The 20,764-nt window shown below is 60.8% G+C and carries 21 protein-coding genes and 1 riboswitch; of the genes, 11 read left to right on the top strand and 10 right to left on the bottom strand.

Going from position 1 to position 20,764, the window contains the following annotated elements; translation table 11 throughout:
* The first annotated feature begins 6 nt into the window (after positions 1 to 6).
* Positions 7 to 648: a hypothetical protein gene (locus BM174_RS12210; RefSeq protein WP_093924142.1), complete on the top strand. Its 642-nt coding sequence runs from the start codon at positions 7 to 9 to the stop codon at positions 646 to 648.
* 11 nt (positions 649 to 659) lie between these two features.
* Positions 660 to 992, top strand: a complete 333-nt coding sequence (locus tag BM174_RS12205; protein ID WP_093924141.1) for a hypothetical protein — start codon at positions 660 to 662, stop codon at positions 990 to 992.
* 21 nt (positions 993 to 1,013) lie between these two features.
* Here the strand turns inward: BM174_RS12205 and BM174_RS12200 are convergent, their stop codons facing one another.
* From BM174_RS12200 to BM174_RS12165, 8 genes are all read right to left on the bottom strand, one after another.
* Positions 1,014 to 2,015, bottom strand: coding sequence for a helix-turn-helix domain-containing protein (locus tag BM174_RS12200; RefSeq protein ID WP_093924140.1), 1,002 nt, complete (start codon positions 2,013 to 2,015; stop codon positions 1,014 to 1,016).
* The gene (locus BM174_RS12195; RefSeq protein ID WP_143092451.1) at positions 2,012 to 3,364 is read right to left on the bottom strand and encodes an MFS transporter; all 1,353 of its coding nucleotides are present in this window, start codon (positions 3,362 to 3,364) and stop codon (positions 2,012 to 2,014) included. Before BM174_RS12195 ends, BM174_RS12200 begins: the two co-directional genes overlap by 4 nt.
* 187 nt (positions 3,365 to 3,551) lie before the next feature.
* Positions 3,552 to 4,835 carry a TRAP transporter large permease gene (locus BM174_RS12190; RefSeq protein WP_093924138.1) on the bottom strand — a complete coding sequence of 428 codons (1,284 nt, stop codon included), beginning with the start codon at positions 4,833 to 4,835 and terminating at the stop codon, positions 3,552 to 3,554.
* A complete protein-coding gene (locus BM174_RS12185; protein ID WP_093924137.1) occupies positions 4,828 to 5,355 on the bottom strand; it encodes a TRAP transporter small permease in 528 nt (175 codons plus the stop codon). The genes BM174_RS12190 and BM174_RS12185 overlap by 8 nt, the downstream gene beginning before the upstream one ends.
* A gap of 53 nt (positions 5,356 to 5,408) precedes the next feature.
* Complete coding sequence (locus tag BM174_RS12180; protein WP_093924136.1) at positions 5,409 to 6,389, bottom strand: TRAP transporter substrate-binding protein; 981 nt, start codon at positions 6,387 to 6,389, stop codon at positions 5,409 to 5,411.
* Between the two features lie 123 nt (positions 6,390 to 6,512).
* A complete protein-coding gene (locus BM174_RS12175) occupies positions 6,513 to 7,394 on the bottom strand; it encodes an NAD(P)-dependent oxidoreductase (protein ID WP_093924135.1) in 882 nt (293 codons plus the stop codon).
* A gap of 156 nt (positions 7,395 to 7,550) precedes the next feature.
* The gene (locus BM174_RS12170; RefSeq protein ID WP_093924134.1) at positions 7,551 to 9,038 is read right to left on the bottom strand and encodes an aldehyde dehydrogenase family protein; all 1,488 of its coding nucleotides are present in this window, start codon (positions 9,036 to 9,038) and stop codon (positions 7,551 to 7,553) included.
* A gap of 151 nt (positions 9,039 to 9,189) precedes the next feature.
* Positions 9,190 to 10,086, bottom strand: coding sequence for a DMT family transporter (locus BM174_RS12165; RefSeq protein WP_245766355.1), 897 nt, complete (start codon positions 10,084 to 10,086; stop codon positions 9,190 to 9,192).
* A 227-nt stretch (positions 10,087 to 10,313) separates the two neighbouring features.
* Here BM174_RS12165 and BM174_RS12160 point away from each other — a divergent pair, with 227 nt between their 5' ends.
* Positions 10,314 to 11,441 carry an amidohydrolase gene (locus BM174_RS12160; protein ID WP_245766354.1) on the top strand — a complete coding sequence of 376 codons (1,128 nt, stop codon included), beginning with the start codon at positions 10,314 to 10,316 and terminating at the stop codon, positions 11,439 to 11,441.
* Here the strand turns inward: BM174_RS12160 and BM174_RS12155 are convergent.
* A complete protein-coding gene (locus BM174_RS12155) occupies positions 11,435 to 12,553 on the bottom strand; it encodes an aminotransferase (RefSeq protein ID WP_093924131.1) in 1,119 nt (372 codons plus the stop codon). The two genes, BM174_RS12160 and BM174_RS12155, sit on opposite strands and share 7 nt — an antisense overlap.
* A gap of 154 nt (positions 12,554 to 12,707) precedes the next feature.
* Here BM174_RS12155 and BM174_RS12150 point away from each other — a divergent pair, with 154 nt between their 5' ends.
* From BM174_RS12150 to BM174_RS12115, 8 genes are all read left to right on the top strand, one after another.
* On the top strand, positions 12,708 to 13,514 hold the full coding sequence (locus tag BM174_RS12150; protein ID WP_093924130.1) for a helix-turn-helix transcriptional regulator: 807 nt from the start codon (positions 12,708 to 12,710) through the stop codon (positions 13,512 to 13,514).
* A gap of 40 nt (positions 13,515 to 13,554) precedes the next feature.
* Complete coding sequence (locus BM174_RS12145) at positions 13,555 to 14,634, top strand: flavin monoamine oxidase family protein (protein ID WP_093924129.1); 1,080 nt, start codon at positions 13,555 to 13,557, stop codon at positions 14,632 to 14,634.
* An 85-nt stretch (positions 14,635 to 14,719) separates the two neighbouring features.
* A riboswitch (TPP riboswitch) is annotated at positions 14,720 to 14,808 on the top strand.
* Positions 14,809 to 14,852: 44 nt separating this feature from the next.
* A complete protein-coding gene (gene thiM / locus BM174_RS12140) occupies positions 14,853 to 15,626 on the top strand; it encodes a hydroxyethylthiazole kinase (protein ID WP_093924128.1) in 774 nt (257 codons plus the stop codon).
* Entirely contained in the window at positions 15,626 to 16,267 is a 642-nt protein-coding gene (thiE, locus tag BM174_RS12135) for a thiamine phosphate synthase (RefSeq protein ID WP_093924127.1), read from the top strand. The genes thiM and thiE overlap by 1 nt, the downstream gene beginning before the upstream one ends.
* Positions 16,264 to 17,085: a bifunctional hydroxymethylpyrimidine kinase/phosphomethylpyrimidine kinase gene (gene thiD / locus BM174_RS12130; protein ID WP_093924126.1), complete on the top strand. Its 822-nt coding sequence runs from the start codon at positions 16,264 to 16,266 to the stop codon at positions 17,083 to 17,085. The genes thiE and thiD overlap by 4 nt, the downstream gene beginning before the upstream one ends.
* The gene (locus BM174_RS12125) at positions 17,082 to 18,020 is read left to right on the top strand and encodes an ABC transporter substrate-binding protein (RefSeq protein ID WP_093924125.1); all 939 of its coding nucleotides are present in this window, start codon (positions 17,082 to 17,084) and stop codon (positions 18,018 to 18,020) included. Before thiD ends, BM174_RS12125 begins: the two co-directional genes overlap by 4 nt.
* A gap of 7 nt (positions 18,021 to 18,027) precedes the next feature.
* Complete coding sequence (locus tag BM174_RS12120; RefSeq protein ID WP_093924124.1) at positions 18,028 to 18,750, top strand: ABC transporter ATP-binding protein; 723 nt, start codon at positions 18,028 to 18,030, stop codon at positions 18,748 to 18,750.
* Positions 18,747 to 19,487, top strand: a complete 741-nt coding sequence (locus BM174_RS12115; protein ID WP_093924123.1) for an ABC transporter permease — start codon at positions 18,747 to 18,749, stop codon at positions 19,485 to 19,487. Before BM174_RS12120 ends, BM174_RS12115 begins: the two co-directional genes overlap by 4 nt.
* A 74-nt stretch (positions 19,488 to 19,561) precedes the next feature.
* On the opposite strand, the gene rsgA is transcribed toward BM174_RS12115, so the two are convergent.
* Positions 19,562 to 20,638 carry a ribosome small subunit-dependent GTPase A gene (gene rsgA / locus BM174_RS12110; protein ID WP_093924122.1) on the bottom strand — a complete coding sequence of 359 codons (1,077 nt, stop codon included), beginning with the start codon at positions 20,636 to 20,638 and terminating at the stop codon, positions 19,562 to 19,564.
* Positions 20,639 to 20,764 lie beyond the last annotated feature (126 nt).

The following is a 20,764-nucleotide window of genomic DNA, read 5'->3' as shown; positions in this document are numbered from 1 at the left end:
ATTTGTATGAAACACATAATACTCACCTTGCTCATGATCTTCGCGCCCATGCCGTTGGTCGCGGGTGCTGTGGCCGTAGAACCCGCATATTACTGCGCCAAGATCAGTTCCGGCGACCAGATCACTTCGAAGGGTCAAAAATTGCAGGACGCGGGCGCGATCCTGCAACAAGACCGGGCAAACTATCACCGCTTTAATTTGCGCGATTTTGGCGACCAGCTGGATCCTATCTTTGCCGACCCTGCGGTGCGCGCGCAAATTCCGCGGCTCTTGGCCGCTTCGCAGACGCCTGGCTCTGTGCTGCGCGAGATCGAAAAAGGCACGCCAGATATCTGTGTTGATGTGAGCGGCAAAGCGATGACGGTGACCCTCGCCGCGCCCGCAGCCGAACGCCCCGTCGCCGGCGCGGACAGCTACCCTTTTGAGGGACGCTGGAGCTGCGAAGTCGCCGAGTTCACCTTCACCTCATCAACCTACAACAACGGGTCAGAGAACCTGCCGATCCGCGAAATTCAGGAAGGCTCCGACGGATCCTACACTTTGATGTTTGATGACGACTATATGATCACCTTGTCGGGTTTTACCGGTAGCGCGATGGGGTGGTTCAGCCACTCCAGTCAAGACAACTTCTTATGCCAAAAGCTTTGAGGGGTATCTCCATGTTTCGCACCCTGACCCTCGCACTGCTGGTTCTGTCCTCGCAGGCCGCAGCCCAAAGCCAGCATCCTTGTGCGCGTGACGCATTAGCACGGGCGGAGCCGTTGCTTCGGGTCCATTGGGGCAGCAACGACATGCCACGCCCTGACATTGACAGGGCAGTCGCTTCCATCCCGCCCATTCGCGCGCTGCAAGGCTCCGGTAAGATCGATGTGTTGGAGGTCTGGGGCCATATTTACCGCACCAGCTACAGGATGCGGTTTCTCTATGCCCGCATCCCGGGCACTTGCGCTTTGATGGGTCAGGAAATCCTTGAGAACTCCGATCCATACTAGCCGGCGTATCACTAGCCCCGCCTAGCGGTAGAGCGCCCGTATCCACGGGTCGAAACCGCTATTTGTCTCGATACCGCGCGGCAAGGGCGCGCTCCCCTGCCGACGTTGGCCGGGCGTCTCGCCGTATTGGGCTTTATAAAGCCGTGCCGCGTGGCTCTCGGCGGCAAAGCCGACCTGATAGGACAGCTCGGCAATGCTCGAAGTACGGGATTCAACCCGCCCCAACAGAGCCCGTAAACGCGCGGTGCGCCGCATCTGCACATAGCGCGACACCCCGCCGTAAGGGCGAAAAAGCTCATAAAGGGTTGTGCGCGACAGATTGGCATGTCGGGCGATCATATCGGGGTCCAGATCGCGCCGCGCCAACAATTTCTCCACCACCAGCCGCGCCTGTGACAAGGCATCGCGGCTGTCATGTGAAACCGGCGTGCGGCCCAGTGCCAGCGCCAATGCCTCCTCGAACATCTGCATGCCTGCCGCCGTCTGGCGCGGGTCATCTCCTGCCCGCCGGCGCACCAGTGACACCATCAGATCCGCCAGTAACCCTGCTTCGGCCGCAAGCACGGTCCCATGCAGCGCAAAAGCATGCAGGGTCGCCGCCTCAACCATCTCGCGCGCAACCGAGAAGGTGAGATAATGCGCGTTTTCAGCGCGGGTGCGCTGCGGTCTGCTCAGATCGAAGACAATCGCCTGCCCGGGGGTGACCGTAATAAACTGGTCGGGCGTCTCTACCAACAGGCGACCGGATAGAACCAATTGTAGGGTAAAGTGCTCAAACCCGTCGGTCCGGACCCGTTGCAAGGTCCGTTCATGTTGGGCTCCGTTGAGGTGCCGCTCGACCATGACCAGTTGCCCCATCCGCTGGGCCTCGACCCGCGCGCGAAACGTGTCCGAGGTGGGGGAAACATCCGTGCCGCCACGATAAAGCGCATGATAAGCCTCGAACCGCTCGTCAGACGCGATGTCCTCGCTGTCGAAAGTCAGCCGCTGCGGCGGGGCCGCTTCGGATGCAGATGCGGTCATAAAGCCCCCTCCTGTCGCAACGGACCTTTGCGCGGATATACAACTGCTGCACCCGTCACAGCCGAAAGTATGACAACCAACAATAGGGCATAGGATAGTCTCTCATCTCCTGAAAACAACGAGGTGCTCGCCCATCCCACCGACACCGGTCCCAATCCCAATCCCAGAGATACCAGCGTTACCCCGGCGACATAGGTTGCGGTGATCCGGCCGCGCAGTTCGGCAGGGGCGATGCGCTGGATGCCTGCCAGCCCGATTGGCGTGGCGATCCCCAGCAGCACGCTGGCCAAGGCGAGACCAACAAGTGCCACCACCGCGCTTGAGACAACGCAAAACAGAGGCGTCACAAGGACGATGCCAATCAAAGCCAAAGCGATCATCCGCCGGTGGGCGACAACCGCCTGCAAGGTTCCTACCGGGCCGGTCAACTGCTCGTCGCCGAGGGTCTCCGCACTGCGCGCCTTGTCCAGCAGCCACCCGCCCAGGATATTGCCCAAAGGTGCTGTCAGCAAAACGACAACGCCAAAGGCGAAGCCGCTTTGCGGCACTGAATAATCAAACCGCCGCACAAGCAGCGTCGGTGACCAAGCTGTGATCGTCTGGATCAACAACACCGTCATACCCGCCCCGATGAACAAGGCCGCATAGCTGCGCAGGTTTAGCCGCAGATGGCCCAGCACCTCGGCGCGCGCTGTGCCTGTGCCGCACAGTGCCGCCAGTCGCCGGGGCGGGCTTTTGGCGGTGAGGAGCATCAGGATCGCGCCGGCGTTTACGATCAATGTCAACAACAGCAGGACCCGCCACGGGTCAGTGCCTTCCGATGTCGCGCTTGCACCGAACCACGTCAGCACCGCACCGCCCCCGATCAACACCGCCCCGCGCCCCAAAGCCGAGGCGGAGGTAAACACACCGATCGGGCGGCCCAGTTGCCGTGGATCAAAGGCATCGGTAATCAAGCTCAGCGCCGCTGGGATCAGCGCGGCCTGCCCCAGCCCTACAATCAATCGCGCCGCGACGAGCATCGCAAAGCTATCGGCCATTGCGAAGGCCGCGGTGCCAAGGCTCCACAGCAATGCCGCAACCCCGACCATAACCTGACGGTTGACCCGATCCACCAGCACCCCCGCAGGGAGGATCGCGACGGCATAAAGAACCGTGTAAGCCGTGCCGTGCAACAGTCCCAGCGCCGTATCACTCAGATCAAATTCGACCTTGAGCGGCGTGAGGATCAGGCCAACGACATGGCGGTCCATCGAGGATGTCAGGTGAATGAAGGCGAGCGAAAGCGTGAGATACCAAGCGCTGAGGGGGACGGGTTTAACAAGTGCGACTGGCTTCAAAGCAGACACGAAGATTTGGTCCTCGGCTCACACACAGCCCCGCTTGCTTGCAATATCCTTGAAGTCAACAATAGCCCACTCATAATCAGCGCAACGGTTACAACCTGAAGTTAGCTACCAAACCGCTGAAGGCCAACACAATTGTTTGTGTATCTAAGCTGATGCACCTGCAGGCCCCGTACCGACAAATTGCCCCTTAGAAGCCGCTAACCTTGGGTATCCAAGTCGACAGCGCTGGCACGAAGGTGATCAGCAGCAACGCCGCACCAAGGGCCACGAAGAACGGCGGCATCTCTTTGATCAGGGCAGAGGGTTTAATATTCGCCGTCGAAGACACTACGAAAATCAAACTGCCCACAGGCGGCGTGGTTAGACCCAGAGTCAGGTTCACGATGACGATAATGGCGAAGTGGTTCGGGTCAATCCCCAGTGCGAGGCTGATCGGAGCGAGGATCGGCACAAGTATCATCACGCCAGGCAGAGGATCCATGAACAGGCCGAAAACCAGCAACAGCACGTTAACCGCCAGCAAGAAAACGATGGGCGACAGATCCCATGCGATGATGGTTTCGGCCAGAAATTGCGGGATGCCTTCGATGATTAAAATCCACGCAAATGCCCGCGCCGCGCCGAGGATCAGCAGCACTGCCCCCGAGACCAGCGCCGCACGCAAAATGATATCAGGCAGATCGCGCAGCCGCAGCGAACGATAGACAAACATGCCGACAAACAGCGCATAGAATACAGCAATCACCGAAGCTTCTGTAGGCGTAAAGACCCCGAAGCGGATGCCGCCGACGATCAGCACCACCAACATAAGCGCGGGCAGAGCATAGATCGCGATCCGCAAGATTTCAGCGAGCGGTGGCATTGGCGCGCCGCTGGCATAGCCCCGCAGGTGGCTGACCCGCGCATTGGCCAGCAGAACCACACCCGTGATCAAAACACCCGGCAGAATGCCCGCCATGAACAAGGACCCTACCGAAACTTGCTGGTCCTGCATCGCGTAAATGATCATCGTGATCGACGGCGGAATGATCGGTCCTACGACCGAACTCGCGATGGTCAGCGCACCTGCATAAGTGTGGTCATAGCCGCCCTTTTCCATCATCCGGATCATCATGGTGCCTGGCCCTGCGGCATCGGCGAGCGCGCTGCCCGAAATGCCTGCAAACATCGCGGAACTGACCACATTGGCGTGACCGAGCCCACCTTTCAGGTGCCCCACCAGTGACTGCGCCAAACGCAGCATCGCCAGCGTCACAGCGCCGCCGGTCATGATCTCGGCGGCCAGAATAAAGAACGGCACGGCCAGCAACGGAAAGCTGTCGAGGCCCGAAAACATTTCCTTAACCACCACGAGGTTAGGATAGGTCGAGCCGAAGCTCAGGGCTGCAAAGACCGCAATCGCCATGGCAAAGGCGACCGGCAGGCCGAGTGCGAGCAAAATAAACAGAGCGGGGAAGAGGATCTCAGCCATTGGCGCCTCCGGGCAGAACATCGGGCGCGGGCTGGTCGTCGTCGCGGCGTTTATAGGTGCCAGCCGTGATGAAATCGCGCGCGATCAACAACAGATGGAGGATCAACAGGCCAAACCCAATCGGCATCGCCGCATAGACATAGAGGTAAGGAATGCGCATCGCGGGCGTAACCTGATATTGCATCCGGTCGGCGTATTGGACCCCGACATAAACCATGAAGCCAAAGAACAGCAGCAAACCCAGCGCAATCGCGCCGCGCAACATCTGCTGGCCGCGGTGTGGCAAAGCGTCTTGCAGATTGGTGATGGCAACATGGCCGCCCGTGCGCAGGATCAGCCCTGCCCCGCTGAAGGTCATCCAGATCATCAGATAACGCGCGGCCTCATCAGCCCAAGGCAGCGAATGCGAGGTCGCATAGCGCAGGGTGATATTAGCGCCGACAATCAATGTCATCGCCGACAGCATCACGATCAAGGCCCAGCCGTTCAGCGCAACGAAAAGTGTTTCCAGTCGTTTCAAGTCGCGCTCCCTGACAGCAAACCGGCGCCCGCGAAGGGCGCCGGCGTTAGATTTTACTCGAAGTTAACGATCGAGTCGACGAGGTCCTGCGTATAGGTCTCGTAGTAGCCCTCATAGGCGGACTTGATCGAGGCTTGGAACGCGGATTTTTCCTCGGCGGAGAGGATGTTCACTTCCATGCCCCGTTCTTTCAGTGTCTCAACACCCGTGGTCTCCACGTTGTCGACATAGCCGCGCATTGCGGCCACAGCCTCAACCGCACCTTTTTCCATCGCGGCCTTCTGGCTGTCATCCAGACCTTCCCAGAACGGCTTGGACACCAGCAACATCGCGGGTGAATAGACGTGGCCAGAAACGGTCAGGTACTTTTGCACTTCGTCCAGCTTGACCGAAACGATCACCGACAGCGGGTTTTCCTGCCCGTCGATTACGCCCTGCTGCAGTGAGGAGATCACCTCGGGCCATGCCATTGGCGTAGGCGCCGCCCCCATCGCGTCAAACGCGGCGAGGTGGACAGGGTTTTCCATGGTGCGGATCTTCAGGCCTTCGACATCCGCAGGCGTGTGGATCGCGTTGCGGTTGTTGGTGATGTGGCGAAAGCCCTGCTCGCCCCATGCCAGACCGTGCAGGCCGACACCGTCGAACTCGGCCAGAATGTCCTGACCAATTGGCCCGTCCAGAACGGCGCGCGCGTGGTCAAGCCCGCTGAACAGGAAGGGGATGTCAAACACACCGGTGGACGGCACGAAATTGGCGAGTGTACCCGAGGAGACGATGGTCGCCTCGATGGTGCCAAGTTGCAGCCCTTCGATAACCTCACGCTCACCGCCCAGACCCGATGACGGGAAGTGGGTGAAGCTGAACTGGTCACCGGTCTCGGCCAGCACGACCTCTTCGAACTTCTGCGCGGCGACGCCGTAATGGCTGTCCGGTGCCAGCGCGTAGCCGATCTTGATTTCGGTTTGTGCGTAGGCGGGGGCGCCCAGCGCAATGATTGAGCCGGCAACAGCCAGCGCAGCGTAATTAAATTTCATGATAACCTCCCAGTAGCGGTAAACGGTTGCTACAGAAACCAGATGGGAGTCGCAAGCCCACCTGCGCCCGCCGCCGCCTCGCAGAGGCCAGAAACCCAAAGGCAGACGACGGATCAGGCTTCGTTAGCGGGGGACAGATTTGCGGAAAAGCCGTACCAGTTCTGGCACATATGCTTGGCCGTGGCCGTCCTCGACAACTTCGGAAATTGCTGCCGAGACCGCATCCGCGACAGGCTTTCTTGCGCCCGAAGCCTCGGCCATCGCACGGTAGTAATCGATGTCTTTTTGCGCGTTACTGACAAAGAACGGCAGCCCCTCGCGGTCGCCTGCAACGATATAGGGGGCCAGCCGGTCCAGCGCCGCGCTGGCACCGCCGCCGCCGGCCAGAACATCCACAAAAACCTGCGGATCGACGTCAGCGTCCGCCGCCTGCGCCGCCGCTTCGGCCAGCAGGGTCATAAACCCGATGGAAACATAGTTGTGCAGCAACTTTAGACGGTGGCCATGGCCGAGCGGACCGACATGCGCCACAGTTTCGGTGAAAGAGGCGAGTACCGGCCGGACCCGTTCCAACACGCTGGCATCGCCGCCGACCAGCAGGTTTAGCGTGCCGTCATGGGCATGCTTGGCGGTTCGGGTCATCGGCGCGTCGATATACTGCCCGCCTGCGGCCTTGATGATCTCGCCCATACGTACGGTCGATTCCGGCAGCGCGGTGGAGCAATCGACGATGACCGTATCGGGCTTGAGCCCCGCGACCAATCCATCTTTTCCTGTGACAATCGCCTCGACCTGCGGCGATCCGGTGACGCAAAGGATCACTACATCGCAAGCTGCAGCCACCGCTGCGGGCGTCGGACAGGCGACAGCGCCCAAACCGGTGATTTCATCGACCGGCTGGTTACCCGGATGGTCGAGAAAATGCAGGGAGAAGCCGCCACGCTTCAAAACATTGCGTGCAATGCCATGGCCCATAAGCCCCACGCCGATTATTCCGACTTGCATAGTTAGTTCCTTTTTATTCCGACGCAGAGAGGTTCATGAGAATTCGTTTTAAGCAGCGCAAAACGGGCGATGGGCGCAGATCGAATGAAGTTGCAAGTTTACGAAGCGGAAGGGTCGCTTAAGTCTACGCCCCTGCCCCAAGCCGCCAAAATCGCCTTAATCGGTGTTGATCCAGATCGCCTTGGTGTCGAGGTATTCTTCCATATGCTCGGTGCCGCCTTCGCGCCCATAACCTGACATTTTGACCCCGCCAAACGGCACGGCAGGATCAATCGCGTGATACATATTAACCCAGACCGATCCCGCCTTGATCCGGTGCGCCAGTTTGTGCGCCGTGCCGAGATTGGTGGAGAACACGCCCGCGGCCAGTCCGTATGGTGTGGCGTTGGCGCGGGCGACGACTTCGTCGATGGTATCGAAGGGCAGCGCCGAAATCACCGGCCCGAAGATCTCCTCACGGGCGATGGACATCTGGTCAGTGACGCCGCCAAAGACGGTCGGCTGGATGAAATGCCCGCCTGCCAGATCAGGGCGATCAGCCCTGTTGCCACCCGCCAGCACCTCGGCCCCCTCATCCGCACCAGCTGCAAGAAAACCCGCGATGCGCTCGGCCTGACGGGCTGTGATGATCGGACCGATATCGGTATCGGTCGCAATACCGTGGCCGATTTTGAGGTTAGAGGCGAATTCGGCCACACGGCGGACGAACTCGTCATGGATCTCTCGCGCCACGAACAGCCGCGAACCCGCAATGCAAATCTGGCCGGAGTTGGCAAAGACCGCCATCGCCGCTACGGGGACGGCCTTGTCGATATCGGCATCCTTGCACACGATGACAGGAGATTTACCGCCCAGTTCCAGCGAGACCTTTTTGAGGTTTCCAGTGGCCGCGCGGGCAATTGCCTGCCCTGTCGCCGTGGAGCCGGTGAAGACGATTTTATCTACATCTGGATGAGCAGCCAAAGCGGCCCCTGCATCGCTCCCATGTCCGGTCACGATATTCAGAACGCCATCGGGCAGCCCTGCATTTTGCATGATGCGGGCGATCATCAACACCGTCAACGATGCTTCCTCGGAGGGCTTCAGCACCACGGTACAGCCGGTGGCCAGCGCAGGCGCGATCTTCCAGACCGAACCGGCGATGGGCGCATTCCACGGGATGATCGCGCCGACCACGCCAACAGGCTCGCGCACGGTCGATGAATAAATCTCGCCGGGGAAGGAGTTGGGAATGGTGTTGCCGTGGATCATTACGGCTTGGCCTGCATAGAATCGCAGCATGCCCAATACCCGCCGGCTGTTGGCCAGCGTGCGCTGGATCGGCATCCCCATATCAAGCGTATCCGACAGGCACAGGCTCTCCCACTCCGCCTCGAACCCTTCGGCGATACGCAGCAGCAGGGCTTGGCGCTCGAACGGGGTGAATTTGGACCACGGCCCCTCGAACGCTTTGCGCGCGGCGGCAACCGCCCTGTCGATATCGGCGCTATCGCCTTTGGGGACCGTCGCCAGCAAACTGCCATCAGCGGGATTGCGGGCGTCGATCACCGCACCGGAGCGAGCGGCGCACCAGTCTCCGTCAATAAACATCGGGCGAAAACCGCCATCATAGAGCTCGCTTGCCCGTGCACTCCAGTCTTCCATCTCGTCTCCTTCGCCTGCCAGCGTCTATGCGCGGGACCTTCATGCACCTATGGTCGATGCGCCGCAAGGAAACATTCTGCATGCGGACGATCGCGTTCAACCCGTTGCTCCGCCCGCCTTTGGCGCACCCTGCGGCGCCCGCTGTGCCGGCTCACTTTGGTCGTCGCGATGGTGCTGTAATGATCGCCAGACAACCAATGATCAGCCCGACCCCCAGCCACCCCATAAACGGCAACCGTTCGCCCACCACCACAATCGCCAGCATCGCGGCCACGACCGGTTCCAGCAATGTGATGGTCGTCGCCGTGCTCGCCTGCACGCGGGCCAGCCCATAGCCATAGGCCAGATATCCCAGAAACATTGGTACCAGCGCCATGTAGATGCCCACCGCCGCGTTGCCCCATGACGCAAGGAACGGCCCGCCGGTGCCCAACAAAACCGGCAGCAACATCACCCCGCCGATGCCAAAGGTCGCTCCCATCGCCACTGAGGACGGCACGCCGCCCAGCATCACCTTGCGCGCAGTCCAGGAATATAGCGCGTAGGTGAGCCCGCCGAGCAGGCCGAGCGCGATGCCTAAAGGCACCTCATCCGCGCCGATGATACCAAGATCGCTCACCCGCTCGGCCAGACTGATCAGCACCATGCCGACCAGACCGATGCTGGCCCCCGCGATCCATCGCGCGGTGAGGCGGGTGTGGTCGAGCAGATATTCGATCACCGCCGAGAGGAGCGGCGCGGAGCCGATGGTGATCACTGTGCCAACCGTGACCCCCGCCAGCCGCATCGAGCCGTAAAATGCCAGCGGATATACCGCCACAGCCAAGGCGCCCACCAGCACAAGGCGGCGGTGGTGCCAAAGTTCGGCACGCGCACGCGTAATACCGCGCAGGGCAAACAACGCCTGGGCAAGCCCTCCGATCCCCATCGCCGCCGCGCCAATGGCCGCCGCACTGACATCGGGCGCAAAGGTCGCGGCAGTTCCGGTGGTGCCCCAAACCACGCCTGCAAATAGGATGGCAAAGATGCCCTTTGTATAGTCGTGCACCCTGACGTGTCCCTTTACCCTGCGTTGCCAAGGCACCTGCGATGGGCCGGCACGGTTGCGGGCCACAAGACGCAAGGCGCGCGCCATTGTCGAGGATGAATGGGAAATTGCTTGGGAAGCGCACTTTGAATTGTCTCTATTCGACAGTCGCCCCCTCCCCCCTTGGCAGGATGGCACGGCCCTCACGATTGGTGGTAGGGAGACGTAACATAGCGATGGATTACCTGATGACCGCCGAACTGACCCAAGCCATTGACTGGCGCCATGACCTGCACCGACACCCCGAACTGCTGTATGATTTGCCGTGGACCTCGGGCTTCGTCGCCGAAAGGCTGCGCGAAATGGGGATGGATAGCGTGACGACTGGCGTCGGCCGGTCCGGTGTTGTGGCCGTGCTGCAAGGCGAACGACCGGGGCCGGTGACTGCCCTACGTGCCGATATGGATGCGCTGCCAATCACCGAAGCGACAGGCGCGCCGCATGCCTCGCTCCATCAAGGCCGGATGCATGCCTGTGGCCATGACGGGCATATGGCGATGCTGCTGCTTGCTGCCCGCCGCGTTGCCACCCAGCGCGATTTTGCGGGCACCGCCGTCTTCATCTTCCAACCCGCCGAGGAGAATGGCGGCGCAGGTGCGCGGGCGATGTTGCAAGACGGGTTGATCACACGGTTCGGCATGACGCAGATTTTTGGCATGCACTGTATGCCGGGTTTGCAAGGGGGCCAGTTCTTTACGCGACCCAAGGGCATTATGGCGGCGGCCGACAGTCTGCGCATCACCATCGAGGGGCGCGGCGGCCATGCGGCGCGGCCCGACACCTGCGTCGATCCGGCGCTCGTGGCCAGCCACATCCATGTCGCGCTACAAAGTATTGTGTCGCGAAATATTGATCCGGTGGCGTCGGCGGTGATCTCGATCACCCAAATGGAAGCCTCGGACAACGAGGATATCATCGCGCCGATTGCCCGCCTTGCCGGAACGGTCCGCACGCTGGACGAAGCGGTGCGTGATCATTGCGAGGCCGCGATTACACGCATTGCCACAGGGGTTGCCGCGGCTCATGGGGCGCAGGCCAAGGTCGAATATCTGCGCGATTATCCGGTCACCGTGAACGCCCCCGCCGCGATGGCGCGTGCCGCACGCAGCGCCGCTGCCGTGGCGCCGACCCAGATCGACACCCCGCCGCTGATGGTCAGCGAGGATTTTTCCTTCATGCTGCAAGCGCTGGAAGGCGCATTTTTGTTTCTAGGACAAGGGGACGGGCCGGGCCTGCACAGCCCGACGTTTGAGTTCAATGACGCGGTGCTGAATGTCGGCGCGCGGTTTTGGGAGCAGCTGATCCGCGATCAGTGACGCGCCAGAAATGCCGACACCAGCGGCAATCCCTCGGCCAAGATAGCGGGCGTATTGGCGTAACCGATGCGCACGTAGCCCTCCATTCCCAAAGCCGATCCGGGGGTGAACATCACGCCGGTTTCCTCCAGCAGCGCCACGCAGAAATCGCGCGACGATATCGGCAGGTCGACCTTGACCAACGCGGTGGTGCCCGATGCGGGCCGTACCCACGACAGTTTCGGTTCGGCGGCGATCCACTCGGCCAGCACCGCAAGATTGCCCCGCGTGATCGCCCGCGACCGCGCCAATACACGCTCATGGTTTTCCAGCGCCAAAGTAGCAAAATGGTCGTCGATCACGCCGACGCTGATCGTGTCGTAATCGCGCTGGATCAACACCTGATCAATCAACACCCGGGGGGCCGCCACCCAACCCAGACGCAGCCCCGCCAGACTATAGGCTTTCGACATTCCCGCCGTACTGATGCCCTTTTCATAGAGATCCGCCATCGATGCGGTCATTCCCGAACCGGCCTGATCGGTGCCGCGATAGACCTCGTCACACAGCACCCAAGCATCGGCCGCACGGGCGATCTCGGCGATCTCCAGCAGCATCTCGCGCGGGATCAATGCGCCTGTCGGGTTATTGGGGTTGGTCAGCGCAATCAGCTTGGTACCGGGCTGCACCAAGGCCCGCAAAGCGTCGAGATCGGGCAGCCAGTTCTGATCCTCGCGCAAGTGCAACATGTGAACGTCTGCGCCGATGCTGGCAGGGATGGAATAGTGCTGCTGATAGGTCGGCACGATGGATACCACGCGGTCGCCGCGCTCGACCAAGGCGCGGTGCACCAGCATATTGGCGCCAATGGTGCCGTGGGTGACGACGATATTCTCGGGTGGTTGCTGCGCATAAAGCCCCGAGATTGCGGCGCGCAAACGCTCCGACCCTTCGATCGCGCCATAGGTCATCTTCATCTCCAGCAGCGCCGAGAGATCGTCGGCGTTGCGTCCGGTGAGAGTGAGCAACTCCGCAATGGTCAGGCTCTCGACGCAAGTCTCGGCGAGGTTGAGCGCGCATTTCGTCTCATACTCGTTCATCCAGATTTCAACGCCAAACGGTTCGATCTTCATCGGGTTTCTCCTAGTTCGCGTGCCGCGTGAGGGGGGCATGCGGATTGCCAGCCATCAGAGCCTTTATCTTGGCTTATGATAGGGCGCCCAACTGCGCGGCGCTATCCACCCAAAGGAGGATGCGCTGCACAACCGCCTCTGCTATCGACGCCCCATGACCGTCCCGCCCCTTCCCGCGCTAACCCGCGCCAATGCCGCTCTCGCCGCCGTATTTACCGGTGCGGAAGGGGCCGAGGCACTGTTGCGCGCCGCACAAGCTTTGGTGCCGGTCACGGCGGGGTTGGCGGTGGTGAATATGCCGGACGCGCCGCCCGCCTATCTCGCTGACAGCTATAGCAGTGCCACGGCCAAGGCGGCGGTACAGCACTACGTCAGCAGCACCTATCTGCTCAACCCGATCTGGAACGCGATCCGCGAAGGGCTGGCCCCGGGCATTCACCGCATGGCCGATCTGGCCCCCGATCACTGGGGGCTGGCGGCTGGCGAAAGCGGCGTCACCCCTGCCAAGGCAGAGGAGATCGGTTATCTGACGACTGGCTGGCCCCGAGGGCAGGCCGAGGTTTCGATCCTCACGGCGCTGCCTGAAGGTGCGATGGCCGAGCTGAGCCTCGCCCGCCCCAGCGCAGAGGGCGGATTTTCGGCGGAGATGATTGGTATTCTGGCCAGCATGAAACCCCTGATTGATGCAGCACAGGTGGCACTCTGGGCACGCCGAGCGCCTGTTGCCCCGCCCCCTGTGGCCCGCCCTCTGGCACTGTTTGGCCGCGACCGTCTGTCCCCGCGCGAAGCCGAGATTTTGCAACTGGTTCTCAAGGGCCACTCGAACTTGTCGGTCAGCCTCGCCCTTGGGATCACCGTGCCGACAGTCAAAACCCACCGCAAAAACGCCTATGCAAAGCTGGGCGTTTCGACCCAACAGGAACTGTTCCATTGTTTCCTGACATGGGCCGAAAAGGTTTGAACGACATGTACCGCCTAACACGGAAAAGGCCATTTTAGACATGACAATAGAGACACCGTTGACGCAAGAACCCCTTCGCACTGAAACGCTGGTCATCGGCGGCGGGCTTGCGGGTCTGGCACTGGCCGAAGCGCTTGAGGCGCAGGGTCGCGACTATTTGTTGCTCGAGGCGCGCGCTCGATTTGGCGGGCGGATTAAGACCGAGCATAACGAGGGTGGTTTTTTCGACATGGGGCCTGCTTGGTTCTGGCCGGGGCAGCCGCGCATTTCGGCGCTGATTGACCGTTTCGGGCTCAAGAAGTTTGACCAGTTTGCCAGTGGCGACCAACTGACAGAAGACCCGCAGGGCCGTGTCCAGCGTGGGCGCGGATTTGCCTCGATGCAAGGGTCTTGGCGGTTGGAAGGCGGGCTTGGCGCGCTGACCCAAGCCCTCGCGGATCGCGTGCCTGACGTCCGCAAGCGTTTGAATACCCAAGTGACGGCGCTGATCCAAACCAAGGGCCGCATCACAGCGACCCTTGCCAACGGTGAGACCGTCAGTGCCGCAAAGGTCGTGCTGGCGATCCCGCCGAGACTTGCGGCAACGATCAAATTCACACCCGCCCTACCCGCACCAGCGATCCATGCAATGCAAGAAATTGCAACATGGATGGCGGGGCATGCAAAGGCCGTCGCGGTCTATAACACACCGTTCTGGCGCGAGGCGGGATTGTCCGGCGATGCCTCCAGCCGCTCCGGTCCAATGGTCGAGATCCACGATGCGTCCCCCGCCAATGCAGGGCCTTTTGCACTGTTCGGCTTTATTGGTGTGCCGCCGCAAGGGCGCAAGGATGAGCAGGCCCTCCGCACCCACCTCAAGGCCCAGCTTGTGCGGCTATTCGGGCCAAAAGCGGCTGCGCCTGCGCAGCTTTACCTGACCGATTGGGCATTCGACCCGCATACCGCCACCCCTGCCGACCAAACGCCGCTCTACGCGCATCCGACCTATGGGCTGCCGCGCGAAATGACCGGATTGTGGGATGACAGGCTGCTGTTTGGCGGCACCGAAGTCGCGCCACAATTCGGCGGCTATCTGGAAGGTGCGCTGGAAGCTGCCGAAGTTGTCTTGCCGAAACTTTAGCGCTCCGACGCCGCGCCCTGATTTGAACCCTCAGGGGTTTGACACAATTATCGTGTTTGACGCGCCTATAAAATGCTACTACCCCTGAGCGAACCAGGGGCGCTGTAAAGCTGAGATGTACCCTTTGAACCTGAACCAGATAATGCTGGCGGAGGGAGGTCGTATGTTTCTCTTTGGCGCATGCGTTGTCTCCTTTTCCGCTGTGAAAAGGAAGCAAAATGACCCCGCAAGAAATGCTGACAAAGCTGCGCGCGCAAAACCCGCTTGTCCATTGCATGACAAATTATGTCGCGATGAACATCGCCGCCAATGTTGTTTTGGCGGCGGGGGCCTCTCCGGCTATGGTGCACGCCGAGGAAGAGATCGCCGAGTTTACCGCAATCTGCGGCGCCTTGACCGTGAATATTGGCACACTCTCGTCGCCTTGGTTGGCCAGCATGAGCGCCGCAGCGCGCGTGGCGGCGGACAATGACATCCCGTGGGTGCTTGATCCGGTTGCACATTTCATCTCTGGCTATCGCCGGAAGGCGGCGCAGAACCTGCTGGCTTTGCGTCCGACAATCATCCGCGCAAACGCTTCGGAGATTATCGCCCTGTCGGGTCAGGTCGGTGCGGGCAAAGGCGCCGACAGTGGCGATAGCGTGGAGGCTGCACAGGCTGCGGCAAGAGCGCTGGCAGATCAGTTTGGCGCCGTCATCTCCGTCACGGGACCTGTCGATTTCGTCACCGACGGAACGCAGCAGGCACGGATATCGGGCGGGTCGATATGGATGCCGCAGGTCACCGCTTTGGGCTGTGCCCAGACCGCCTTGATGGGCGGGTATGCCGCTGTTGGCCCCGCCTTTGATGCGGCAGTTGCCTGCCTCGCGCATTTCAAAGTGGCCGGATCGGCGGCGGCACATACCGCCAAGGGACCGGGCAGTTTTCAAGTGCAGTTTCTGGACGCCCTCGCCGCCACGCAGCCACGTGACCTTGCACAGGCCGTCGCCTGATGCGGTTTCATCGAAGCCAATTGCGGCTCTATCTGGTGACCGATCCTCAACTGTGTTCCCGCTTGGGTCTGGTTGAGACCGTGCGCCGCGCCGTCGCAGGGGGCGTCACAATGGTGCAACTGCGTGACAAGGACGCGACCACCGCCGAAAGGGTCGCGATGGCCCGCGCGTTAAAACAAGCATTGGCGGGTTCCGCTGTGCCGATTGTGGTTAACGACGACGTTACCGCAGCGCGTGAAGCGGATGTCGATGGCGCGCATATCGGTCAGGGCGATATTTCTGTCGCCGAGGCGCGCGGGGTTCTGGGGCCGGACAAAATGCTCGGCCTTTCTTGTGAAACAGCCCGCGCCGTCGCGGTAGCCGATCCAGGTTTGGTTGATTATCTCGGTCTCGGGCCGGTTTTTGCCACCGCAACCAAGTCAGATCACAAAACCCCTATAGGCTTTGCCGGATTGGCGCAGATGATCAAGGTATCGGCGCTGCCTGCTGTTGCGATCGGCGGCCTGAAAACAGAGCACGCCGCTGAAATCCGCGCCAGTGGTGCTGATGGTATGGCCGTCGTCTCTGCGATCTGCGGGACGGCTGACCCAGAAAGCGCCGCCCGTGCCTTTTCCCGGCGCAATCGGGAGTGTGAGATATGATCCCGAACGTTCTAAGCATCGCAGGGTCCGACCCGTCCGGTGGGGCGGGTATTCAGGCGGATATCAAGGCAATTTCGGCCAATGGCGCCTTTGCCATGGCTGCCATCACGGCTTTGACTGCGCAAAACACGCAAAGTGTGTCTGATATCCACCTCGTGCCACCTGCATTTGTGCAAGCGCAGATCGCAGCGATTTTTGCCGACATCCGCGTCGATGCGATCAAAGTCGGGATGATCGCAAATGCTCGGATCGCGGCAGCAGTGGCAGATGCAGTGCAGGCGCATTCAAAAATCCCGCTGGTTCTTGATCCCGTCATGGTCGCAAAGGGCGGCGCGCCGCTTTTGCAGCCTGACGCCGTAGCGGCCTTGCGCGCACGGTTGCTGCCGCTTGCTACTCTGCTGACGCCAAACCTGCCCGAAGCTGCCCATTTGCTGGGCACCACCGCAGCCACTAACCGCGCCGAAATGGTCGAGCAAGGGCGCGCGCTCTGCGCGCTCGGTCCCGCCGCCGTGCTCATGAAAGGCGGCCATTTGGGCGGAACCGATAGCCCCGATTGTTTGGTCGCCGCTGCTGAGGTGCGATGGTTTGAGGCACCCCGCACGGCAACTTCCAACACCCACGGCACAGGATGCACGCTGTCCTCGGCGCTTGCCGCGCACCTCGCAAAGGGACGTGCCTTGCCCGACGCAGTTGCCGCCGCAAAAGCCTATGTCGCGAGCGCAATCGCCAATGCGGATGCCTTGGATGTCGGAACGGGCCATGGCCCCACCCATCACTTCGCCCCCTTTTTCCCCAACCTGAAAGAACCCTCCGCATGAAACCTTTGATCATTGCCGCAGCCCTGTCGCTTTGTGCCGCGCCTGCTTGGGCCCAAGATAAAATAACCGTGTTGCTGGACTGGTTCGTGAACCCCGACCACGGCCCTGTAATTATCGCCCGCGAACAAGGCTTTTTCGCAGAGCAGAACCTTGAAGTGGAAGTTATTGCCCCCGCCGACCCCTCCTCTCCGCCCAAAATGGTGGCTGCGGGTCAGGCTGATCTGGCGATTTCCTATCAACCGCAACTGCATCTGCAAATCCACGAAGGGCTGCCGTTGCAGCGGGTCGGTACATTAATCGCCACACCGTTGAACTGTTTACTGGTTCTTGCCGAGGGGCCGGTTCAAAGCCCTGCCGATCTGAAAGGACGCAAGGTCGGCTTTTCGGTCGGCGGGATCGAAGAGGCCATGCTCGGACAGATATTAGCTACGCATGGTCTGGAGCTTGCGGACATCGAAATGGTCAATGTGAACTGGTCGATGTCGCCCGCTCTGATGTCGGGTCAGGTCGATGCCGTGATCGGCGCATTTCGCAATTTCGAACTGACCCAAATGGAGATCGAAGGCAGGCCGGGGCGTTGTTTTTATGTCGAGGAAGAGGGGCTACCCCCCTATGACGAACTGATCTATGTGGCCAACAAGAACACTATGGATGCAGATAAGATCCGGCGCTTCCTAGCTGCCACTGAAAAAGCCACCCAGTTCATCATCAATCATCCGGTTGAAAGCTGGGAGGTTTTCGCAGGCACCGCGCCTGAGCTGAATGACGCGCTTAACAAGCGCGCATGGACACTGACCCTGCCCCGCTTTGCCTTGCGCCCAACGGCGATGGATGTCGGCCGCTATGCCCGGTTCGAGGCGTTTTTGTACGACGCGGGTTTGATCCCCACACTCAATCCGGTCAGCGAGATCGCCATTGACGTCACCGCCCAATGACCGGCGCGTGACGCCCCCCGTGATCCGGCTGCGCGGATCTTATCGTATCGGTGCGGAAATTCTGTTTGGACCGGTAGATATCACTCTGGGCGCAGGTCAATGGACCTGTATTCTGGGCCGCTCGGGCGTTGGCAAATCGACTTTGTTGCGGGTGATCGCGGGGCTTGATTGCGCAGGCGATTTCGACGGCAGCCTGCACGTATCGGATGCGGTGACATTGGCGGGGCGTGTCAGCTTAATGGCGCAGTCTGATCTGCTGTTGCCGTGGTTAACTGTGCTTGAAAACACCGTACTTGGCGCGCAATTGCGCGGTGAGCAGCCCGATATCGGCAGGGCGCAGCGTCTGTTGGCACGCATCGGGCTGCGGGACCACACGCACAAAAAGCCGGGCGCTTTGTCGGGCGGGATGCGCCAGCGCACCGCGCTCGCACGCACCTTGATGGAGGACCGCCCCGTGGCCCTGTTGGACGAACCGTTCTCCGCATTAGATGCCAGCACCCGTGCCGATATGCAGGAGCTTGCAGCGGAAATGTTGCAAGGAAAAACGGTCCTGCTGGTCACCCATGACCCTGCCGAGGCCGTCCGGCTGGGCCACCGGATTATTGTACTGAAGCCCCGGGGCGTTCAACACTGGCCAACCCCGGTTTCCAAGCCAGTTCGCGACCAATATGCGCCGCAGACGATAGCCTGCCAAGCGGACCTATTGGCGCATCTTCGGGGCACAGGATGATCAGGGTGAGATATGCTTTGATGGTGGCGCTATTTGCCCCATTGCTCTGGCAAGGGGTCATCTGGCTCACCGACGTGCCCGCGTTCATCTTGCCTTCGCCTTGGCGGGTAGCGCAGGCCGCGTGGATCAACCGCGCTTTAATCACCCAACATTCGCTGGTGACGGCGACCGAAGTTGCGGCCGGATTGGCAGTCGGCGCGATTTTGGGCACTGTGACAGCGGTGCTCTTGGCGCTGTCTGCGCGGGCGCACCGGATGGTAATGCCCCTGCTGGTTTTCACACAATCCCTACCGGTCTTTGCCCTTGCCCCCATCCTGACACTTTGGTTCGGCTACGGTCTTGCGTCAAAAGTGGTGATAGCCGTTTTGATAATCTATTTTCCTGTAACATCGGCATTTTATGACGGTCTAACTCGGGTGCCTGCCGATATTCTCGATATGGCCAAGACGATGGGGGCTACGAAATTCCAGACCATGCGCCGGATCAAAATACCGCATGCCCTGCCTTCCCTAGGGACGGGACTGAAACTCGCAGCGGTTTACGCACCGATTGGCGCGGTAATCGGGGAATGGGTCGGGGCCTCGCAGGGATTGGGATACTTGATGCTCCTCGCCAACGGTCGCGCCAAGACCGATCTGATGTTTGCGAGCCTGCTTGCCCTAGCGATTATGACGCTGGTTTTGCATTTGGCCGTCGGGCGGGCGTCGGCGCGTTTACAACGGCCCGAACAGCCTTAGACGCGCGGCATCCTCACCAAGGACGCTGGTGCGTGGAACTTTCTATATCGTCGATCTTCAGCCCCAGAGACCCTTCACTTGCGGTTTCTCTGCTGCACTGAGTTAATTGTTTTATGAAGGGATTTATCGGCGGATTTCCGGCGCGAAAGCGAGGTGTTGTTGAACTTCTCCTCTGCCGCCAGCTTGCGCCACCTTGCCAGTCTGGCAAGCTCGATCTCGCCGCGATCGAGGGCTGCACGCACTGCGCATCCCGGCTCGGTCTCATGGGCGCAATCGTTAAACCGGCACTGGCCTGCAAGTTCGACAATATCGGCAAAAAGCCCCGCGATGCCCGCTTCCACGTCGGTAAGCTGCACCTCGCGCATGCCGGGCGTATCGAGCACTGCGCAGCCTTCGGTGGTGAAGTGCAACTGTCGCCGCGTGGTGGTGTGACGGCCCCTGCTGTCCTCCTCGCGCACCGCAGCCGTGGCGGCGACGCCTTCTTGAAACAGCGCATTGACCAGCGTCGATTTCCCGACACCGGAGGAGCCGAGAAACGCAATCGTCTGCCCCGGTTTGCACCAAGGCGCGAGCTTGGTCAGCGGCTCATCGCTTTTGGCATTGATGACCTCGACCAAGACACGATTTGAGATGGTATTGGCCTGATCGACAAAAGGCGCGGGGTCGGCGCAGAGGTCGGGTTTCGTCAGCAGGATCACTGGCGTCACTTCGGCCTCGAACGCCAAAGCGACATAGCGTTCCAGCCGTGCCACGTTAAATTCGCGGTTGAGAGAGGACACGATGAAGACCGTGTCCACATTGGCGGCAATCAGTTGGGTTGTACGATCGTGTCCCGGCGCGCGCCGTTCGAACTTGCTCGTACGCTCCAGCACTTTGCTCTCGGAGGGATTGAGCGGATCGTATAGCAGCCAGTCCCCCACGGTCGCATCCGGTCCGGGGGGGATGGTCAGATCAAGGCCCTCGCCCATGACATGTAGCTTGGTCCGGTGCACCTCAACCACGCGCACGGGCGGGGTCGCGGCAAGATCTTCGATGCTGGCTTGCTGGCTAAAGAACGGTTTCCAGCCGAGAATTTCCAACCGTGATCGGGCACGTTCGGGCGCTTTGCCAGTGCCCGCGTTTGGCAGAAATTGGGAATAGTCCCGTGTCATCTCGCATGAGCTTTCGTGTTCGAGGGCCGGATCAACGCCGCGCCATGACGGCTAGATTGACCATTTTGCAAAAGGGTACCACCTCTTCCAACACTCCCGCCAGCCTTTGCTGTGCGAAATGAGCAG

The organism is Sulfitobacter brevis (assembly GCF_900112755.1).
Lineage (GTDB): Bacteria > Pseudomonadota > Alphaproteobacteria > Rhodobacterales > Rhodobacteraceae > Sulfitobacter > Sulfitobacter brevis.
Note: the sequence above shows the minus strand (reverse complement) of the source record. Positions and strands in the feature narration are given on the sequence as shown.

Bases quoted from the DNA above. Each gene is read 5' to 3' on its own strand.
- BM174_RS12210 (WP_093924142.1), top strand. From the start codon at position 7: ATGAAACACATAATACTCACCTTGCTCATGATCTTCGCGCCCATGCCG.
- BM174_RS12205 (WP_093924141.1), top strand. From the start codon at position 660: ATGTTTCGCACCCTGACCCTCGCACTGCTGGTTCTGTCCTCGCAGGCC.
- BM174_RS12200 (WP_093924140.1), bottom strand. From the start codon at position 2,015: ATGACCGCATCTGCATCCGAAGCGGCCCCGCCGCAGCGGCTGACTTTC.
- BM174_RS12190 (WP_093924138.1), bottom strand. From the start codon at position 4,835: ATGGCTGAGATCCTCTTCCCCGCTCTGTTTATTTTGCTCGCACTCGGC.
- BM174_RS12180 (WP_093924136.1), bottom strand. From the start codon at position 6,389: ATGAAATTTAATTACGCTGCGCTGGCTGTTGCCGGCTCAATCATTGCG.
- BM174_RS12175 (WP_093924135.1), bottom strand. From the start codon at position 7,394: ATGCAAGTCGGAATAATCGGCGTGGGGCTTATGGGCCATGGCATTGCA.
- BM174_RS12170 (WP_093924134.1), bottom strand. From the start codon at position 9,038: ATGGAAGACTGGAGTGCACGGGCAAGCGAGCTCTATGATGGCGGTTTT.
- BM174_RS12160 (WP_245766354.1), top strand. From the start codon at position 10,314: ATGACCGCCGAACTGACCCAAGCCATTGACTGGCGCCATGACCTGCAC.
- BM174_RS12155 (WP_093924131.1), bottom strand. From the start codon at position 12,553: ATGAAGATCGAACCGTTTGGCGTTGAAATCTGGATGAACGAGTATGAG.
- BM174_RS12150 (WP_093924130.1), top strand. From the start codon at position 12,708: ATGACCGTCCCGCCCCTTCCCGCGCTAACCCGCGCCAATGCCGCTCTC.
- BM174_RS12145 (WP_093924129.1), top strand. From the start codon at position 13,555: ATGACAATAGAGACACCGTTGACGCAAGAACCCCTTCGCACTGAAACG.
- thiM (WP_093924128.1), top strand. From the start codon at position 14,853: ATGACCCCGCAAGAAATGCTGACAAAGCTGCGCGCGCAAAACCCGCTT.
- thiE (WP_093924127.1), top strand. From the start codon at position 15,626: ATGCGGTTTCATCGAAGCCAATTGCGGCTCTATCTGGTGACCGATCCT.
- thiD (WP_093924126.1), top strand. From the start codon at position 16,264: ATGATCCCGAACGTTCTAAGCATCGCAGGGTCCGACCCGTCCGGTGGG.
- BM174_RS12125 (WP_093924125.1), top strand. From the start codon at position 17,082: ATGAAACCTTTGATCATTGCCGCAGCCCTGTCGCTTTGTGCCGCGCCT.
- BM174_RS12115 (WP_093924123.1), top strand. From the start codon at position 18,747: ATGATCAGGGTGAGATATGCTTTGATGGTGGCGCTATTTGCCCCATTG.
- rsgA (WP_093924122.1), bottom strand. From the start codon at position 20,638: ATGACACGGGACTATTCCCAATTTCTGCCAAACGCGGGCACTGGCAAA.